Annotated in this window: 20 protein-coding genes and 1 pseudogene; 14 read left to right on the forward strand and 7 right to left on the reverse strand. The window is 73.4% G+C overall.

Going from position 1 to position 17,606, the window contains the following annotated elements:
• Positions 1–600: a hypothetical protein gene (locus ACPPVO_RS39125; RefSeq protein WP_426503610.1), complete on the forward strand. Its 600-nt coding sequence runs from the start codon at positions 1–3 to the stop codon at positions 598–600.
• Here the strand turns inward: ACPPVO_RS39125 and ACPPVO_RS39130 are convergent.
• Positions 597–1,808, reverse strand: coding sequence for a D-alanyl-D-alanine carboxypeptidase family protein (locus ACPPVO_RS39130; protein ID WP_426503611.1), 1,212 nt, complete (start codon positions 1,806–1,808; stop codon positions 597–599). The genes ACPPVO_RS39125 and ACPPVO_RS39130 overlap by 4 nt on opposite strands.
• A gap of 381 nt (positions 1,809–2,189) precedes the next feature.
• On the opposite strand from ACPPVO_RS39130, the pseudogene ACPPVO_RS39135 reads away from it, so the two are divergent.
• Together ACPPVO_RS39135 and ACPPVO_RS39140 are read left to right on the forward strand one after the other, a co-directional pair.
• Positions 2,190–2,249: pseudogene (locus ACPPVO_RS39135) on the forward strand (hypothetical protein); the annotation flags it as partial.
• 112 nt (positions 2,250–2,361) lie between these two features.
• Complete coding sequence (locus ACPPVO_RS39140; protein WP_426514780.1) at positions 2,362–3,483, forward strand: putative bifunctional diguanylate cyclase/phosphodiesterase; 1,122 nt, start codon at positions 2,362–2,364, stop codon at positions 3,481–3,483.
• On the opposite strand, the gene ACPPVO_RS39145 is transcribed toward ACPPVO_RS39140, so the two are convergent.
• The gene (locus ACPPVO_RS39145; protein ID WP_426503612.1) at positions 3,480–4,826 is read right to left on the reverse strand and encodes a chitosanase; all 1,347 of its coding nucleotides are present in this window, start codon (positions 4,824–4,826) and stop codon (positions 3,480–3,482) included. The two genes, ACPPVO_RS39140 and ACPPVO_RS39145, sit on opposite strands and share 4 nt — an antisense overlap.
• Positions 4,827–4,920: 94 nt before the next feature.
• On the reverse strand, positions 4,921–5,142 hold the full coding sequence (locus ACPPVO_RS39150) for a hypothetical protein (protein WP_426503613.1): 222 nt from the start codon (positions 5,140–5,142) through the stop codon (positions 4,921–4,923).
• Between the two features lie 63 nt (positions 5,143–5,205).
• On the opposite strand from ACPPVO_RS39150, the gene ACPPVO_RS39155 reads away from it, so the two are divergent.
• Together ACPPVO_RS39155 and lysS are read left to right on the forward strand one after the other, a co-directional pair.
• A complete protein-coding gene (locus ACPPVO_RS39155; protein WP_426503614.1) occupies positions 5,206–5,583 on the forward strand; it encodes a response regulator transcription factor in 378 nt (125 codons plus the stop codon).
• Positions 5,584–5,615: 32 nt separating this feature from the next.
• Complete coding sequence (lysS, locus tag ACPPVO_RS39160; RefSeq protein ID WP_426503615.1) at positions 5,616–7,271, forward strand: lysine--tRNA ligase; 1,656 nt, start codon at positions 5,616–5,618, stop codon at positions 7,269–7,271.
• Here lysS and ACPPVO_RS39165 read toward each other — a convergent pair.
• Positions 7,230–8,075 carry an ornithine cyclodeaminase family protein gene (locus tag ACPPVO_RS39165; RefSeq protein ID WP_426503616.1) on the reverse strand — a complete coding sequence of 282 codons (846 nt, stop codon included), beginning with the start codon at positions 8,073–8,075 and terminating at the stop codon, positions 7,230–7,232. The genes lysS and ACPPVO_RS39165 overlap by 42 nt on opposite strands.
• Positions 8,076–8,144: 69 nt before the next feature.
• Here ACPPVO_RS39165 and ACPPVO_RS39170 point away from each other — a divergent pair, with 69 nt between their 5' ends.
• The 5 genes from ACPPVO_RS39170 (at position 8,145) to ACPPVO_RS39190 (ending at position 11,769) form a co-directional block, all read left to right on the forward strand.
• On the forward strand, positions 8,145–9,047 hold the full coding sequence (locus tag ACPPVO_RS39170; protein ID WP_426503617.1) for a UbiA prenyltransferase family protein: 903 nt from the start codon (positions 8,145–8,147) through the stop codon (positions 9,045–9,047).
• 1 nt (position 9,048) lies between these two features.
• Complete coding sequence (locus ACPPVO_RS39175) at positions 9,049–9,387, forward strand: SUKH-4 family immunity protein (RefSeq protein WP_426503618.1); 339 nt, start codon at positions 9,049–9,051, stop codon at positions 9,385–9,387.
• A gap of 61 nt (positions 9,388–9,448) precedes the next feature.
• The gene (locus ACPPVO_RS39180) at positions 9,449–10,027 is read left to right on the forward strand and encodes a MerR family transcriptional regulator (protein ID WP_426503619.1); all 579 of its coding nucleotides are present in this window, start codon (positions 9,449–9,451) and stop codon (positions 10,025–10,027) included.
• 29 nt (positions 10,028–10,056) lie between these two features.
• Positions 10,057–10,677, forward strand: coding sequence for an FKBP-type peptidyl-prolyl cis-trans isomerase (locus ACPPVO_RS39185; protein WP_426514781.1), 621 nt, complete (start codon positions 10,057–10,059; stop codon positions 10,675–10,677).
• Positions 10,678–11,202: 525 nt separating this feature from the next.
• Positions 11,203–11,769 carry a GNAT family N-acetyltransferase gene (locus tag ACPPVO_RS39190; RefSeq protein ID WP_426503620.1) on the forward strand — a complete coding sequence of 189 codons (567 nt, stop codon included), beginning with the start codon at positions 11,203–11,205 and terminating at the stop codon, positions 11,767–11,769.
• 16 nt (positions 11,770–11,785) lie between these two features.
• Here ACPPVO_RS39190 and ACPPVO_RS39195 read toward each other — a convergent pair whose 3' ends face one another.
• Positions 11,786–12,604, reverse strand: a complete 819-nt coding sequence (locus ACPPVO_RS39195; protein WP_426503621.1) for a hypothetical protein — start codon at positions 12,602–12,604, stop codon at positions 11,786–11,788.
• Positions 12,605–12,670: 66 nt separating this feature from the next.
• Between ACPPVO_RS39195 and ACPPVO_RS39200 the strand changes: the two genes are divergently transcribed.
• Positions 12,671–13,273 (forward strand): class I SAM-dependent DNA methyltransferase, encoded by a 603-nt coding sequence (locus ACPPVO_RS39200; RefSeq protein WP_426503622.1) that lies wholly within the window; start codon positions 12,671–12,673, stop codon positions 13,271–13,273.
• 219 nt (positions 13,274–13,492) lie between these two features.
• Here ACPPVO_RS39200 and ACPPVO_RS39205 read toward each other — a convergent pair whose 3' ends face one another.
• Positions 13,493–14,107 (reverse strand): HAD family hydrolase, encoded by a 615-nt coding sequence (locus tag ACPPVO_RS39205; protein WP_426503623.1) that lies wholly within the window; start codon positions 14,105–14,107, stop codon positions 13,493–13,495.
• 51 nt (positions 14,108–14,158) lie between these two features.
• Between ACPPVO_RS39205 and ACPPVO_RS39210 the strand changes: the two genes are divergently transcribed.
• Positions 14,159–15,256, forward strand: a complete 1,098-nt coding sequence (locus ACPPVO_RS39210) for an ROK family transcriptional regulator (protein ID WP_426503624.1) — start codon at positions 14,159–14,161, stop codon at positions 15,254–15,256.
• Here the strand turns inward: ACPPVO_RS39210 and ACPPVO_RS39215 are convergent.
• A complete protein-coding gene (locus ACPPVO_RS39215) occupies positions 15,243–15,842 on the reverse strand; it encodes a C40 family peptidase (RefSeq protein ID WP_426503625.1) in 600 nt (199 codons plus the stop codon). The genes ACPPVO_RS39210 and ACPPVO_RS39215 overlap by 14 nt on opposite strands.
• A gap of 72 nt (positions 15,843–15,914) precedes the next feature.
• On the opposite strand from ACPPVO_RS39215, the gene ACPPVO_RS39220 reads away from it, so the two are divergent.
• Both ACPPVO_RS39220 and ACPPVO_RS39225 read left to right on the forward strand, forming a co-directional pair.
• Positions 15,915–17,063 carry a trans-sulfuration enzyme family protein gene (locus tag ACPPVO_RS39220; RefSeq protein ID WP_426503626.1) on the forward strand — a complete coding sequence of 383 codons (1,149 nt, stop codon included), beginning with the start codon at positions 15,915–15,917 and terminating at the stop codon, positions 17,061–17,063.
• A 168-nt stretch (positions 17,064–17,231) separates the two neighbouring features.
• Positions 17,232–17,495: a cellulose binding domain-containing protein gene (locus ACPPVO_RS39225; protein ID WP_426503627.1), complete on the forward strand. Its 264-nt coding sequence runs from the start codon at positions 17,232–17,234 to the stop codon at positions 17,493–17,495.
• The last annotated feature ends 111 nt before the right edge of the window (positions 17,496–17,606 follow it).

Consider the following 17,606-nt stretch of genomic DNA (forward strand, 5'->3'; position numbering starts at 1 on the left):
ATGACCTCCGGGCGCTCCTCCAACCGGTACGCCACCTACGTCGACCTCGACACCGCGGCTCCGCCGACCCAGCACGCGCACCCGGCACCACCTCCCCCGCCCGCGTACGCCCCGCCGGTCGCCTACTTCCGGCCCGAGCCGCCCCGGACCCGCCGCGTCCGGCGCCGGATCGTGAGCATCGTCTCGCTCGTCGGCACCGCGATCGTCGTGCTGCTGGCGATCGGCGTCGGCCAGGCCTACCTCGACGAGCGCAAGGAGAAGGCCCAGGCGTGCACCGAGGTCGCGGCGATGGTGCAGGCGTTGCCGTCCGTGACCGCCGGCACGCCCCAGCAGTGGGCCGCGCTGCTCACCGCCCCGGCGGACCCGCAGATCGCGTCGGAGCTGAGATACGGCGACGCGCACAACCGGCGGTTCGCCAGCCGGCTCCTGTTCCACCCGAAGCTCAAGGCGGCCCTCATCGGCATCGCCGACGACCTCGACGGGCTCGCCGACGTCCGGTTCGACACCCAGGGTGACGTCGCCGAGCGGGCCGCGCGGGGCGCCGGGCTCACCCAGAGCCTCGACGAACACCTGCGCGCCGCCCAGACGGCCTGTGCCTAGGTCGTGACCCGCCGGGCGCGGCGGACCATCACGACCGTGCCCGCCGTGCACAGCACCACCAGCGCGACCAGGGCCACGACGGCGAGGGAGAGGGTGCGGCCGGGCGCCCGGGACTGCGCGCCCGCGGTGCCCGGGGCGCCGGCCGCGGGCACCGCCGCGGCCGACGGGGGCGCGTGCAGCGCCGCCGCCTCGGCCGGGGTCACGAGCGTGCCGACCGAGGCGCCGGCGGGCCGGGCGAAGCCCCAGTCCAGCAGCGTGGTGCCCTGCTTCCAGGCGCGCGCCGGCACCACCTCTGCGCCCATGATCGTGACGACGAGCCGCCGGTCGCCGCGCTTGGCCGCGCCGACGTAGGTGTGCCGGGCCTCGTCGGTGAAGCCGGTCTTGCCGCCGATCGCGCCGGAGTACTCGGTCAGGAGCTTGTTCTCGTTCTGGATCTGGAAGCCCTTGGGGTCCTTGGGCGGCTGGGCCGGCCACGGGAACGTCGGGGCGGTGTCGTACTGCAGGAACGCCGGCCGGTCGAGGTCCTCGCGCGCGATGAGGGCCAGGTCGTAGGCGCTGGTGAACTGCTCCGGGGCGTCGAGGCCGGACGGGGTGACCGCGTGGGTGTCGTCGGCCCCGAGCCGGTGGGCCTCGGCGTTCATCGCGGCGATCGTGGCCGGCACGCCGCCGTCGCCGCCCCCGACCCGGGCCAGGGCGTTGGCGGTGTCGTTGCCGGACTGCAGCAGCAGCCCGTACCAGAGCGTCGAGACCGGGTAGTGCCCGCCGACGATCATGCCGACCATCGAGCTGTCGGCGGGCAGGTCGAGGTCGGCCGGCGTCGCCTCGACCAGCTGGTTCGGGTCGAGCTTGGGCAGTACCGTCGCCGCGAGCAGCAGCTTCTGGACGCTGGCCGGCCGGCGGCGCAGGTGCGGGTCGCAGGCGCCGAGCACCTCGCCGGTGTCGAGGTCGGCGACCACCCACGACATCGCCGAGGTGGTCGGCGGCGCGGCGGCCCCGGCCGGGATCGCCAGGCCCTTCGTGCCGAGCTGGGCGCCGCCGACGACGGGGGCGGCCGGGTCCCGCTCGGGCGACGGGGGCGTGGGCGGGATGGTGGGCGTGGACGCGTAGGGGCACGGCACGACGGCGGCCCCGGACGGCTCGAGCAGCGGCACCGGCCCGGCCGACAGGGTCAGCGCCAGACCGGTGGCGGCGATGCGCCAGACTCCCATGACCGGCAGCCTATCGAGCCGGACAACCGATTGTGATCCCGACTCACATCGGCCTCGCGCCGCTTTACCCGTACTGCACCGCAACCGCACTCAGAATCGGCGGCCGCGCACCGATCGGTGTGATCATGCCGGAGAGCGCGCTGGAGCAGCACGAAATCGACTACCGCGCCCGCCAGATCAGGCTGGGCACGTGGATCGCCGTCGGGGTCATCCTCATCGGCGCCGTCCGCGTGCGCCTGGATCTGGGTCGAGGTCATCGGCACCAACCGGATGGGTGAGGCGCCGCTGTACGCCGCCGTCATCAGCATCCGCGACGTCACCGGCCGCAAGGAGCTGGAGGAGGAGCTGACCCGGCAGGCGTTCGCCGACTCGCTGACCGGCATGCCCAACCGGGCCCTGTTCCGCGACCGCCTCGAGCACGCCATCGCCCGCAACCGCCGCGGCGGCGGCCGGATCACCCTGCTGCTGGTCGACCTCGACGACTTCAAGCTCGTCAACGACGAGCCTCGGCCACAACGCCGGCGACCAGCTCATCGCGACCACCGCGCTGCGCCTGCACCAGCAGCTGCGCGCCGCGGACACCCTCGCCCGCCTCGGCGGCGACGAGTTCGCGATCCTGGTCGAGGACATCAACGAGATCGAGGCGATGGACCTCGCGGAGCGGCTGCTGGTCGCGATCCGCCGGCCGCTGCGGCTGGGCAACCGCGATGTCGTGTGCTCGGCCTCGATCGGCGTGGCGACGGCCAAGGCCGGCGACGGCGACGACGGGCCCGACCCGGGCGAGCTGCTGCGCAACGCCGACCTGGCCATGTACTCGGCCAAGGGCGCCGGCCGCGACCGCTGCGCGCTGTTCGACCCGGCCATGTACGCGGGCATCCTGCGCGAGGCCGAGGACCGGGCCGAGCTCGAGCGGGCCCTGGCCCAGCAGGAGTTCGTGGTGCACTACCAGCCGATCGTCGACCTGCCGACCAGCCGCCTCATCGGCGTCGAGGCCCTGGTGCGCTGGGAGCACCCGGTGCGCGGCCCGGTCGGCCCGAACTCGTTCATCCCGCTCGCCGAGTCGACCGGGCTCATCGTGCCGCTCGGCCGCTGGGTGCTGCGCCAGGCCTGCGAACAGCTGGCCGCGTGGCGCGAGCAGTTCCCGGCGGCGGCCGCGATACGGGTCAACGTGAACCTCTCGGCGCGGCAGTTCCAGCACGAGGGTCTGGTCGAGGAGGTCGGCGGCATCCTGGCCGAGACCGGCGTCGACCCGCACCAGATCGTCCTGGAGATCACCGAGTCGCTGCTCATGCAGGACACCGACTCCACCATCGAGACCCTGGGCCGGCTCAAGGCCCTCGGGGTGCGCCTGGCCATCGACGACTTCGGCACCGGGTACTCGTCACTGTCGTACCTCAAGCGCTTCCCGGTCGACATCCTCAAGATCGACCGCTCGTTCGTCGACGGCATCACCACCGAGCACGGCGACGCCACCCTGGCCGAGGCGGTCGTGCAGCTGGGCCGGGCGCTGCAGCTGCAGACGGTCGCCGAGGGCATCGAGACCAACGAGCAGTGGTCGACGCTGCAGGACCTCGGGTGCGAGTTCGGGCAGGGGTACCTGTTCGCGCGCCCGGGCGCCGCCGAGGCGATCTCCTCGATCCTCGGCGACGCCCGGAACCCGCAGGACGGTGACTAAGCGGCGATGTTGTAGGAGTCGCCGTACACCTTCCACGACAGCGGCGGGTCGAGGTCGAAGTTGCGGTTGTTGAGGAACACCCGCTGGGCGGTGTCGACCCGGCTGGTGTCGCTGTGCGCCTCCTCGGTCTTCATCGCCGCGACCCGTGCGTCGAGGAAGGCGTTGAGGTACGTCACCTCGTCGCCGCCCTGGGCCGGCGTCTTGGCCTTGGCCATGGCCGCCTTGCGGATGCCGCCGAAGCTGACCGCGCTGTTGCCGGGGCCGTGCATGACGATCGCGTCGTAGTAGATGAACTGGCCGAGGGCCCGCAGGCCGTCGGCCTTGGCCTGGCTGACGGACGGGTTGAAGTACACCCGGTCCCGCTCGTCGTTCTGGGCCTGCTGGAACGCGGGGTCGGCGGCGGCGGTCTTCCAGTCCCTGGTGAAGTTCGGGTCCAGGCCCGCGTGGGAGTCGCTGCCGTCGACGTTGCGCAGCGCCGGCAGGTACTTGGCCAGCACGTTGCCGGGCACCCGCTGGGTGTAGAGCTCGACGAGCTCGAGCATGTCACCGGTGCCGGAGCAGAAGCCGATGATCCCGGCGGTGTAGCCGCGCCCGTCGCCGATGTCCTCGATGTACTTGTACTGCGCCTTCCAGTCCAGCGAGGAGTTCTCGGCCGAGGACACCAGCTGCATCGCGATGTCCTTCTTGCGCGGGTCGTTCAGGTCCTTGCCCGGGGTGCCCGTCGGGCTCTTGGTCGGCGTGGCGCTGGCGGACGCGCTGCGCGACGGGGACGCCGACGGCGAGGCGGAGGCGGAGGGCCCGGCCGTGCGCGACGCCGACGCCGAGGCGGTCGGGGTGCCCTCGGTGACGCTGCCGCCGTACACCTTGAACTCGAACAGCGAGTAGCCCCATTCGGTGCCGCGGGCCGTGCCGAAGAGCCGCACGTACCGCCCGGTGCCGGACAGGCCCGTGAGGTCGTCGGTGCCGCCGTTGCCGGTGGTGGTGCTGTAGATGGTCGTCCACACGCTGTCGTCGGACGAGGTCTCGATGCGGTAGGCCTTGCCGTAGGCGGTCTCCCAGTTCAGGTTCACGTGCGTGATGCGCTTGGTCGCGCCCAGGTCGACCCGGACCCACTGCGGGTCGGAGCCTTCGGCGCTGGCCCAGCGGGTGCCGGTGTTGCCGTCGAAGGCCAGGGCGGCGCCGAGCGACGAGGTCTCCACCGACGACGACGTGGCCGGCCGGCCCTGCGAGAGCAGGGTCTCGGTGGCCGCGTCGGCGCCCTGCATGACCACGACGGTCGTCACGGTGCCGACGGCGAGCAGGGCCGCGGCGCCCAGGCCGGCGAGCCTGAGGGGGTGGTTCACGAGGTGCCTCCGTGCGAAGTCTAATAGGCAACTTGCCTGCCAGATCTTTGAATCGGAGAGCCTCGATGTCAACCTTCCTAAACGAGACTTCATTTCACGTTATGGTTCGCCGCACGCAGCGCCGCGGCCGGGCGCTGCTGCGGGGCGGAACGGCAGCAGCACGCTGAAGCGGGTACCGCCGCCGGACCATCGCCTGGGCGGCCGAGCGGCGCTCCTTCAGCCCCAGCGCGACCGCCACGCCGGCGGTCGCAAGCAGGCCGAGCGGCAGCACGACCGCGGCGAGCGCGACCGGTACGTACCGCCGACCCGGGTGCACCTCTTAACCATATTTGATGGTATTTGTTCGTATACTGGGGTCAGCCCGATTGGGGAGGTTGACATGTCGACAGTCCTGGTAGCCGAGGACGACCTGGCCATCCGCGACCTGCTCACCTTCCTGCTCGACACCTCCGGGCACCACGTGCTGGCCTGCGCCGACGGCGGCAGCGCGCTGGACACCGCCCATCGCGAGCACCCCGACCTGGCGATCCTCGACGTGAGCACGCCCGGCATCAACGGCATCGAGGTGTGCCGGGCGCTGCGCGAGGCGGCCGACACCGAGGTCATGCCGGTGCTCATGCTCACCTCGCACGGGCAGTGGCTGGAGGTGAGCACCGGCTTCGGCGCCGGCGCCGACGACTGCCTCGTGAAGCCGTTCGAGCCGAGCGAGCTCATGGCGCGCATCGAGACACTGCTGGAGCGGGCGGGGCCCGAGTGAATTCGCTCGACCCGGTCGGGCAAAATGGTCGGGTGACGCACAGTATCGCTGACGACTGGGTAGCCCGCTTCGCCGATGAGGTCATCGCGCACGCCGAGGACCGCGCGCCGGGGAAGCCCATCGTCTGCGCGTCCGGCCTGAGCCCCTCCGGCCCGATCCACCTCGGCAACCTGCGCGAGGTGATGACCCCGCACCTGGTCGCCGACGAGATCCGCCGCCGCGGCCTCGACGTCGAGCACATCATCTCCTGGGACGACTACGACCGCTTCCGCAAGGTGCCGGCCGGCGTCCAGGGCGTCGACGAGTCGTGGAACGAGCACATCGGCCGGCCGCTGAGCGCCGTGCCCGCCCCGCCCGGCAGCCCCTACGACAGCTGGGGCGAGCACTTCAAGGCGGCGATGGCGGCCTCGCTGGACGAGCTCGGGGTGCAGTACCGCGGCATCAGCCAGACCGCGATGTACCGCTCGGGGGCCTACCTCGAGCAGATCCTGCTCGCGATGCGCGAACGGCAGCACATCGACGCGGTCCTCGCGAAGTACCGCACCAAGATCGCCCCCGCGGAGAACGACGAGGACGGCGAGGGCGCGACCGGCTACTACCCGTACCGCCCGTACTGCGCGGTCTGCAACCGCGACACGACTACCGTCACCGCCTACGACGACGAGACCACCGAGCTGACCTACACCTGCTCCTACGGCCACGGCGCGACGATCCTGCTCCGCGACGACCACAACGGCAAGCTGGTGTGGAAGGTCGACTGGCCGATGCGCTGGGCCTACGAGGGCGTGCACTTCGAGCCCTCGGGCGTCGACCACTCCTCCCCCGGCTCGTCGTTCGTCGTCGGCAGCCAGCTCGTCGCCGAGGTCTTCGCGGCCAAGGCGCCGGTCGGCCCGATGTACGCCTTCGTCGGCATCGCCGGGCAGGCCAAGATGAGCAGCTCCAAGGGCGGCGTGCCGACCCCGGCCGACGCACTGGAGATCATGGAGGCGCCGCTGCTGCGCTGGCTGTACAGTCGCCGCCGCCCCAACCAGTCGTTCAAGATCGCGTTCGACGACGAGATCCAGCGCCTCTACGACGAGTGGGACACGCTGGGCCGCAAGGTCGGCGAGGGCACCGCGGCGCCGGCCGACGTCGCTGCCTACCACCGCGCGGTCGGCACCGCCGCCGGGCCGCTCGCGGTGACGCCGCGGCCGCTGCCGTACCGCATGCTCGCCTCCGTCGCCGACATCACCGTCGGCGACCCGGCCCAGATGCTGCGGATCCTGAGCGACATCGACCCGGCCGACCCGATCGTCTCGCTCGATCAGGTCCGGCCGCGGCTGGACTGCGCGGTGCGCTGGGTCACCACCTACGTCGCCGACGAGCAGCGCACCCACGTGCGCGCCGAGCCCGACACGGACCTGCTGGCCTCCCTCGACGACGAGCGGCGCGCCGCGCTCGCCCTGCTGGCCGGGCGCCTCGACGAGCAGTGGTCCCTCGAGGGGCTGACCAGCCTGGTGTACGGCGTGCCGAAGATCCGCCTCGGCCTGCCCCTGGACACGAAGCCGACCCCGGAGCTCAAGGTGGCCCAGCGGGAGTTCTTCTCGCTGCTGTACCGCCTGCTGGTCTCCCGCGAGTCGGGCCCCCGGCTGCCCACGCTGCTGCTGTCACTCGGCGCGGCCCGGGTGCGCACCCTGGTCGGCGCGTAGCACCGCCTCGGCCACGACGAGGTCCTGCCACGCCATCCCGGAGCCCTTGAACAGGACCCGGGTGGCGCCGGCCGGGGCCGACCCGATCGGGACGAGCTCGTCCGCGGTGAGCCCCGCGAGGACGACGTCGCCGCACTCGCGCAGCGCGGTGGCGACGTCCTCGACGATCACGGTGGCGCTGCGGCACAGGGCCGTGTCCACCTCCCGGGCGTCCGGCTCGTGGGAGCCGACCGCGATCACCACCACGTCGTCGCGCAGCCGCGCGGAGTCGAACAGCGGCTCGCGCGCGGTCGTGGCGCAGACGACCACGTCCGCCGCCGCGATCGACGCGGGGACACCTGTCGCGCGCGTCGCGATGTCCACTGCGGACAGTTCGGCCACGGCGGCCAGGGTCCGGCGGTGGCCGAGCCCCTGCGGCCCGGCGCCGAAGATGACGACGTGCAGCGGCCGCGCGGGCAGGAACGGCCGCACCGCCGCGACCGACACCGCGGGCGTGCGCAGGGTCGTCAGCGCGGCCCCGTCGAGCAGCGCCACCGGGCGCAGCGTCGCGCCGTCGAAGAGGACGTACACCGCGTTGACCCGCGGCCGCCCGCGGTCCGCGACGGTGGCCACCTTCACGCCGGCGTGGGTGGCCGACACGGCCGGCATGAGCAGCAGCTGGCCCGCCGGCACCCGCATCGAGGTCCGGGGCACGCCCGCCGACGGGTCCAGGCCGCCGGCGAGGGCCCGCTCGACCGCCGCGACGGCCCGCTCCGGCGGCAGCAGGCGCTCGATGGCGGCCGCGTCGTAGTACGGCAGCGTCATCGCGGCGCCACCCGGGGGTTGACGGACATCACAGCGTCACCACAGGCCACAGGGAGGATCGTAGATCTCATGACGGCGGTCATGGATCGTCCCGCGGTACTGCTCGTAGCCGTGTCCCGGCCGTGGTTCTGGCCGGTGTCGTGGGTGCCCGCCTACATGGGCACCGTGCTCGCCTCCCACGCCTGGCTGCCGGCGGCGGCCGACCGGCCCCGGTCGCTGCTCGCGCTGCTGGTGCTCGGCCCGCTGATCTGGTTCGCGGTGCTGGCCCAGAACGACCTGCACGACCTGCCGAGCGACCGGGCCAACCCGCGCAAGGCGTCGGCGCCGCTCGTGACCGGCCGGCTCTCGGCGGGAAGCCTGCGCCGGTGGTACCGCCTGATCGCCGCCGCAAGCCTGGTGACCGCCTGGTTCGTGGGGCCGCTGTTCGTGCTCGGGGTCGCCGGCGTGCTCGCGCTCGGGTGGGCGTACAGCGTGCCGCCGCTGCGCCTGAAGACCCGGCCGGGCTGGGACGTCGCGGTCAACGCCCTGGTCGTCGGCGTGGTCTCGCCGGCCGCGGGCTGGGCGATCACCCGCCCGCCGTGGGACTTCCCGTGGCCGTTCGGCCTGCTCGGCCTGCTCTTCGCCGCGGCGCTGTACATCCCGACGACGGTGACGGACCTGGCCGCGGACGCGAGCGCCGGCTACACGACCTTCGCGGTCCGCTTCGGCCGCCGCCCGGTCTTCGCCGTGGGGCTGCTGCTCTGGGTCGCGGCCCTGGCCTTCTCGCTGGTGCTGGCGGCCTTCGACGTCCTGGTGCCGCGCACCACCCTGGTCCCCCAGCTGCTCATGGCCCCGGTCCTGGCCGCCGCCTACGGGCTGTTGACGTGGCGCCCGTCGATCTTCCGCCTGGCGCTGCTGTCGGTGCTGTTCGGGGTACCGACGCTGGGGTTTGCTCTGGCTTACACCGGCGCGGCGGGCACTATCCTCCCGTGACATGCTCCCCTCGTTCGCGGCCCTCGAGGCGTGGGCCGGCCCCGGCCGCCGGTTCGTGAACTCGTCGGTCGTGCACTGGCTGGCCTCGCTGCACCTCGTCGGCGCCTGGTACACGACCTCGGCGGCGATCCGCACCTGGGACGAGGACGAGGAGACGGAGGAGCTGGCGCTGGCCGAGCTCGACGAGCTGCTCCAGCGCGTCGCGGCCCTGGACCCGCCGGCGCTCGGCCCGGAAGGCAACCACGGGACCCACCTGTGGCCCGCCTTCCCTGGGCCGCTGACTGTATTGAAGCCGCTCACTCTAGCGACGCGTATTCGCATTCGCCATAGACGATGTTGACAGAGTTTCTTTGGATGATCCGCCGGGTGGTTCGGCGCGGGCGGAACCTTACGCTACGCTCATGACGCGCTACACGGTGGAGGAGCTGGCGGCCAAGGTCGGCATGTCGCCGCGCAACGTCCGCGCCCACCAGACGCGCAACCTTCTCGGCCCGCCGATCCGCCGCGGGCGCACGGCGTACTACGACGACGGCCACGTGCGCCGGCTCGAGGCCATCAAGGCGTTGCAGCGGCAGGGGTACAACCTCGTCGCCATCGAGGCCATCCTCGGCGTGCGTGCACCTTTCGCGTCCGGCGAGGCGCTCCAGTCGCTGCTGCAGCACCTCGGGCGCGAGCAGCCGGCCCTCGTGCACGCCCTGACCGGCCACGGGGTCCTCGTCCACGGCGAGGACGGCAGCATGCAGATGGCGCCCCGGCTCCTGCGCTCGGTGGTGGGCCTGCACCGGGCCGGCGTGCATCCGGTCCCGTCGCTGCACATCCTCTCCGAGGCCCTGGACCGATTACGCGGCGTCGCGGCGGAGCTGGTGCGCTCCACCGCGACCTCGACCTCGGCCTCGCGCGACCCCGACGGCGCCGCCGACGCCCTGGTCCATCTGCTCACCGAGGCCTTCCGCGTGGCCCTGGAGAACGTCGAGGCGTGATTTGCCCGATCGCGGCGGTGACGTACGGTATTGCGGTGAACGAGCGTAGCGATCTGTTGTCGAAGGCCGAGAAGCGCGCGGCGGCCGGCGCCGCGAGGGCGCGCGCCGCCCAGGCCGCCCGGCGCCGCCGGATGCTGCTCGTCGCGGGCGCCGCGGTGGCCGCCCTGGCCGTGGTCGCCGGCCTGGTCGTCGTGCTGGTCCGCTCGTACAGCCCGGCGGCGGCGCCGATCTCCGCCCCCGCCACCGCGACACCGTTCCCGCCCCTGCCGCCCGGCGCCGACCCCGCCCTGGCAACGAAACCCCAGGCCAAGGGCGGCGGCGGCACGCTGACGAGCCTCGTGAAGACGACCCTGATCGAGGGCAAGGGCCCGGTAACGGCCGCGGGCCAGACGATCACCGTGAACTACGTGGGCGTCACCTACGCCGACGGCAAGGAGTTCGACTCGTCCTGGAGCCGCTCGGAGCCGTTCAGCTTCACCCTGGGCGGCGGCAACGTGATCAAGGGCTGGGACCAGGGCCTCGTGGGCTTCAAGGTCGGCTCCCGCGTCCAGCTGGACATCCCGCCCGCCCTGGCCTACGGCGACAACCCGACCAACGGCGCCCCGAAGGGCGCCCTGCGCTTCGTCGTGGACGTCCTGGGCGTCCAGTAGCCCCGGCCGGGCGCCGGCTCGACCGGCGGCCGTCGCTCGAGTGCCACCGGCCGCCGGTCGCGCTCGAGTGCCACCGGCCGGCCGTTGCTGCTCAGGCGCGACCGGGCCGCCGGCGTCTCCGGCGTTCGCTCATGGGCATTCTGCGCCTGAGCGATCAGCGGGAGATCCGTGCGCCAAGTCCGATCGTGACCGTGCGAGTCGCGGGCCCGCGCTTCAACCCCGACGGTGCGCAACCACGGCAACAAGTCGCGTCCGCAGACGCCCCGGACCCGGCTCAAACTATTGCTGCTGCCGTGCGCCCCCGGCCACGTCTCCGGCCGGACTGCCACGGGATACCGACCAAGCGGGCGGCGGCCCTTGCCGCGACGTGCAGCACCATGCTGTGCTGCCCTGTCCGCGGGGGGCCGCACTGGCCAGGAGCTCACGAGAGTTGGTCATGGAATCGCCGCCGGCCGGACACGCCATCGATCGGGTGCACTGACATCGGCAGTGCCGGCTTCCCGGCCGCTCGGTCACACTGAGGGCATGACGCTGACGACTCGGCTGCTCACGCCCGAGACCTGGGACGACTTCGCCGCCCTCGTCGAGTCCAACAACGGCGTCTGGGGCGGTTGCTGGTGCATGGGCTTCCACCCCGAGGGTGTCGGCGCCGGGCACACCCCGGAAGGCAACCGGGAGGCGAAGCTCCGGCACGTGACGCGCGGAACGGTGCACCAGGTGCTCGTCTACGACGGTGACGACTGCGTGGGCTGGTGCCAGTTCGGCCCGCCCCCGGAGATCCCCAACATCAAGAACCGGCGCTCCTACGAGCAGGGCGCCGGCGATCCGCCGGACTGGCGGATCGGCTGCATCTTCACCAACGCCAAGGACCGCGGCCGGGGCGTCGCCGCCGTTGCCGTCGCGGCGGCACTCGACGAGATCCGGCGCGCCGGTGGCGGGGTCGTCGAGGCCTACCCGGAGCAGGTCGAGGAGCGGCCGCCGCAGCGGGGTGCCTACCTGCACACCGGGCCGGAGACGCTGTACGCGCGGCACGGCTTCACGCGGGTACGGAAGATCGCGAAGTGGCGTTGGGTCATGCGCGCCACCGTCTGATCCCGCCGGCGGCGGTTCACAGCCGCGGGTCGACCGGTTCGGATTCGAGGGCGAGCACGGCGAACACCGGCTCGTGGATCCGCCAGAGCGGTTCGCCGCGGGCGACGCGTTCGAGCGCTTCGAGGCCGAGGGCGTACTCGCGCAGCGCCAGGGACCGTTTGCGGCCGAGGTTGCGCCGGCGCAGGCGGTCGAGGTTGGCGGGCTCGGTGTAGTCGGGGCCGTAGATGATGCGCAGGTACTCGCGGCCGCGCACCTTGATGCCGGGCTGCGCGAGTCCGCGGGGCGTCCGGTGGAGGTTGGCGTACGGCTTGACGACCATGCCCTCGCCGCCGCTGCCGGTGAGCTCCTCCCACCAGCTGATGCCCGCGGCGGTCGAGTCCGGGTCGGTGGTGTCGACGACGAGACGGCGGGTGGTGCGGATCAGGTCCGGCGCGGCGGCGGCGAGGCGGTCGGCGAGCGCGAGATGCCACCCGTGGTCGCGGTCGTGATAGGTCGCGCCCTCGCCGGCGAGGGCGTCGCAGCGGCCGGCCATGGCGCTGCGGAACACCCGGGACAGGGCGACCGCGAGCATCGACGACGCCGCGTACGGCCGGTCGTTGACGTACTGCGCCAGCGAGAACGCCTCCGGCCCGGCCGGCCGCCGGCCCCGGACCAGGCCCACCGCGTCGACCTCGACGAACAGGGCCGCGGTACACCGGCCCTCGGTCGCCTCCGGGTAGAACACGTGCGCCCGTCCCACCGGCACGTCGAAGTCCTGCACCTTGCCCGGATGCTTGTGCAGCAGGAACCCGAGATCGGTTGCCGGTACAGCGGTCGAGGTGATCGTCAGCAGCACGGCCCAATGATGCCCGCGGGCGCCCCGAATTTCGCGGCCCGCAACGGGCCGACCTATAGTCGCGCGGTGAGTGTCGAGCGGGTCCAGCAGGCGTACACGTCCGTGGCCGAGCTGTACATCGAGCTCTTCGGGACCGCCGGCAAGGTACACCCGGACGACCTCGCGCTCGTCGCGCGGCATCTCGGGAACCGGCCGGGCCCGGTGCTCGACCTCGGCTGCGGCCCCGGCCACCTCACCGACTACCTGCGCGGCCTGGGCACCGACGCGACGGGCGTCGACGTGGTGCCCGAGTTCATCGCCCACGCCCGGGCGACCCACCCGACCGGCACCTACCGGCTCGGCTCGATGGACGACCTCGCGATCGCCGAGCACTCCCTGGCCGGCATCCTCGCCTGGTACTCCCTGATCCACCGGCCGCCCCGGGAGTTCGACGCCGTGCTCGCCGGTTTCCGCCGGGCCATGGCCCCGGGCGGCTCGCTCGTGCTCGGGTTCTTCGTCGGTGACGAGGTGGACGCCTTCGAGCACAAGGTGGTGACCGCGTACCGCTGGCCGCCCGACGAAGTGGCCGCGCGCCTGGCGCGGGCGGGCTTCACCGAGGTCGAGCGCCTGCTGCGGCTCGACGACGAGGTCCACCGGCCGCACGCGGCGATCGCCGCCGTCGCCCGGTGACACCGGCGTGACACCGCGGTGAAAGCGGGCGCCCCGATCGTCGGCGCATGCGAATCTCCTGGCACAAGCCGCTGCTGGTCAGCCGGCGGGTGGTCCGGGGCCACGCCGCGCACGGTGCCCGACGCCGACGGCGGGGAGGCGACGCTGCTCGGCGGGCACGGCAGCGCGGGCGCGGCCGACGGGCGCGGGATGTGGCTCACGGTCGCGGCGGTGACGGGCCTACGGCTGGGCCTGCAGCAGGTCCGCCAGGTCCGCCAGCGTCGCGATGCGGATGTCGGCGTCGAGGCCGCGCAGCGCGGCGACCGTGCAGCCGGCGGCCTGGCCCGCGTCGATGCCGGGCTGTGAGTCCTCGACGACCAGGCAGTCGCCCGGCTCGACGCCGAGCCGGGCCGCCGCGGCCAGGTACGGGTCGGGGTGTGGCTTGCCCCGCGGCGTCTCCTCGACGGTGACGAGCATCGGGGGCGCGATCCCGGCCGCGCCCAGGCGCGCGCGGGCCAGCCGGCGGTCGGCGCTGGTGACCACGGCCCAGGGCAGGTCCAGCTCCTTGAGCGCCACCAGCAGCCGGGCCGTGCCGGGCGTGGGCACGACGTCGTCGAGGTCGGTGTACTGCAGCTCCAGCTGCCGCGCGGCCGCTCGTTCGACGCCATCGTCGGACAGGTCGGGGCGCACCGCGCGGATCGTGGTCGGCGCCGGGTTGCCGTGCATGCGGGGCCGCAGCTCGGCGACCGGCACGCCCGACTCGCCGGCCCACGTGACCCACGCCCGTTCGACGGCCGCGTCGGAGTCGACGAGGGTGCCGTCCATGTCCAGCAGTACCGCCGCAAAACGCCGCATGCCGTCCTCCTCGTCCGCCGAATAAACTCGTACACCGAGTATATTCGAGAAATGCCCGGCGCCCTAGACCTCCTGCGCTACGCGCACGCGCACCCCGGCGTGACCCGCGCCGAGGCGGCGGCCCGGCTCGGCCTCGGCAGCGGCGCGGCCACCGAGATCATGGGGCGGCTCCGCGCGGCCCGGCTGCTCGGCGAGGTCGCCGCCCCGAGCGCCGGCCGGGGCCGGCCCACCACCGTGCTCGTACCGCACCCGGAGGGCCCGCTCGTCGCCGTCGTCGAGCTCACGCACGCGACCTGGCGGGTCACCACCGCGGCCATCGGCGGCGAGCTGGCCCCCGCGCCGGTGCACCGCCACACCGGCGACCCCGCGACCGTGCTGCGCGAGATCACGGACGCGCTGCGGGCCCGGACCGGCGACCGGCTCGTCGCCGTCGGGGTCTCCGTCCCCGCCACCGTGCGCGGCGCGACCGTCGTACAGGCCGCGACCCTCAACTGGCGCGACGTCGACCTGTCCGGGCTCGGGCTCGGGCGGCCGCTGACCGTCGGCAACGACGCCGCCCTCGCCGGGGTCGCCGAGGCGCTGCGCGGCGCCGCCCGCGGCCATGCGGTCGCCCTGCACCTGACCGTCGAGGTCGGCGTCGGCGGCGTGGTCCTCATCGACGGCGCCCCCGCGCCGGGCGCCGCCGAGTTCGGGCACGTGCCCTTCGGCGACCCGGCGCTGCACTGCCCGTGCGGGGCGACCGGCTGCTGGGACGTGACAGTCGACGGGCGGGCGATGGCCCGCGCGCTCGGCCGGCCCGCCCCCGCCGACCCCCGGGCCTTCGCGGGCGAGGTGCTGGCCGCCGCCCGGTCCGGCGACGCCGCCGCGCGCGCCGCCGTCGAGCGGGCCGCCGCCGCGCTCGGCCGGGGCGTCGGCGCGCTGCTCAACGCGCTGGACCCGGCCGTGGTGACCCTGGGCGGGCTGGGCGTGGACCTGCTGGAGTCGGCCGGGGACGTCTTCTCGGCGGCGGTACGGCGAGCCGCGATGGCCTGGCGCCGTGACGCGCTCCCGCCGATCGTCCCGGCCGCGCTGGGCTCCGCGGGCCCCGCGATCGGCGCCGCCGAGTCGGCCTTCGCGGGGCGGCTCGAGGAGCTGCTCACACGTCGGTGAGGTGCACGTACGCGACGATCTGCTCCTCGCGCGGCAGCTCCTGCAGGTGCACCGAGACGCCGGTGTGCCCGGCGTTGACGACCTGATCGTCGCCGGTGTACAGCTCGACGTGCCCGCCGTTGTTGGTGAACACGAGGTCGCCGGGGACCAGCCGGTCGCGGGTGACCCGCTCGCCGACCTTGATCTGGTCGTAGGTGACCCGGGGCAGCCGCACGCCGGCCGCGGCCCAGGCCTGCATCACCAGGCCGGAGCAGTCGAACGTGTCGGGCCCCGCGGTGGCGAACCTGTAGGGCTTGCCGACCTGGGCCCTGGCGTACGCGATCGCCGTCGCCGTCTTGCGGGCCCGGATCGCGGCCGCGTCGTCGTGCAGGACGAGCGTCTGGCCGATGCGGATGAGCGTGGACGCGCCGAGGTTGTTCAGGCGTTGCAGGTCCGCCACCGTGGTGTCGTTGCGGTGGGCGAGCCCCCAGAGCGTGTCGCCGGGCTGCACCACGATCGTCTGCGGAGCGTCCGCGGCAAAAGCCTGCTGCGGTACGGCCAGGAGCGCGATCGCCACGAGGGCCTCACTGATCGGTCTATGTCGCATGGAGGCAACATAACGAAGAATCCTCTCGTACATGGCAAATCGGGCATCTCGGCAACGGCGATACTGGGACCCATGGAGATCCGCCCGAGCATGACCCGCCTGCTGCACCCGGAGGTCCCCGCCCGGCCGGGCGGCGTCCCGGTGACGACGCCGGTCTATCAGACGAGCACGTACGAGCTGCCCCGCGGGCCCGAGGCCGCCCAGATCGCGGAGGCGGTGGCGCCCGTCGGGTACTACACCCGCTACGGCTCCCCGAACGCCGCCGAGGCCGAGGCCATGCTCGCCGACCTCGACGGCGCCGAGCGGGCGCTGCTGCTGGGCAGCGGCATGGCCGCGGTGAGCGCCGCGCTGCTGTCGAACGTGCGGGCCGGCACCCGGATCGTCGCCCAGACCAACCACTACACGGCCGCGCTGACGCTGCTCCGCGACGTCCTGCCTTCCTTCGGCGCGGACGTTTCGCTGGTACCGCAGGAAGCGCTCGCGGACGCCGTGGACGCCTCCACGGACCTCGTGTACGCCGAGACGCCGAGCAACCCCGCGATGGTGCTGACGGATCTCGCCGCCGTGCGCGCCGCGGCCCCGGACGCGCTGTTCGTGGTCGACAACACGTTCGCGTCGCCGTACAACACCCGCCCCCTCGACCTCGGCGTCGACCTGGTCGTGCAGTCGGCGACGAAGTACCTCAACGGCCACAGCGACGTCACCGCCGGCGTGGTCACGGGCCGCGCCGATCTCATCGACCGCGCCTGGGACACCGCGCGCGTGCTCGGCCCGACCTGCCACCCCTTCGAGGCCTGGCTGCTGGCCCGCGGGCTGCGCACGTTCCCGCTGCGCATGGCCCGGCACAACGCGAACGGCCAGGCCGTCGCCGAGGCCCTGGCCGCCCACCCGGCCGTGGCCGCGGTGCACTACCCGGGCCTGCCCACCCACCCCCAGCACGCCCTGGCGCGCCGCCAGATGTCCGGGTCCGGCGGGATGCTGTCGTTCACCGTAGCCTCGGCCGGGGCCGCGCAGCGGGTGCTGGAGAAGACCCGCCTGGCGCTGAACGCGGTGAGCCTCGGCGGCACCGAAACGCTGATCACGCACCCGGTGAGCCTGCTGTTCACGCACGGCGACACCTCGGGCGGCATCGACCCGGCGCTGCTGCGGCTGTCGGTGGGCCTGGAGGAGCCGGAGGACATCATCGCCGACCTGAGCCAGGCCCTGGACACCATCCGGTGACGTCACACCACCGGCCACCGTCCCGCGTTGGCTAGTTTCGCGACCGGTGCTCTGGGCCCGGCGTCACCCCTGTGCAGGGTTGGGAGTCCGGACGCCGTCCGCTCTCGGCCCTCAGCACGAGCGATTTTCTGCGGTTGTGCGGCCGGACAGTCGCTTCCGACGATCGCGGTGACCTTCATCGTGCAGAACACGACGCCGGACCCGGTGACGCCCTGGTCGGTCCGGTTCACCCTGCCACTGACGATCAGCATCACCGGCGCGTACAACGCCACCGCGACCCGGGTGGGGACGGCCGCCACCGTCACCCCGGCGCCCGGGCTCACGACGATCGCCCCGTCCGGCGGCGTCGCGGTGGTGAGCGTCGGCCTCTACACCGTCACGCCGTACACGCCACCCAGCAACTTCAGCGTCAACGGCATCGCCTGCCGGTGAAACCCCAGCCGCACATCCCGGTCCTCCTACATCCGACCGGCTCGACGCCCGACGGCAGATCAGCATCCGACCCGGCGCGCGACGCCGGCGGGGCGTCGGCGATGCTGTGGG

Source organism: Dactylosporangium sp. McL0621, assembly GCF_049995355.1.
Taxonomy (GTDB): domain Bacteria; phylum Actinomycetota; class Actinomycetes; order Mycobacteriales; family Micromonosporaceae; genus Dactylosporangium.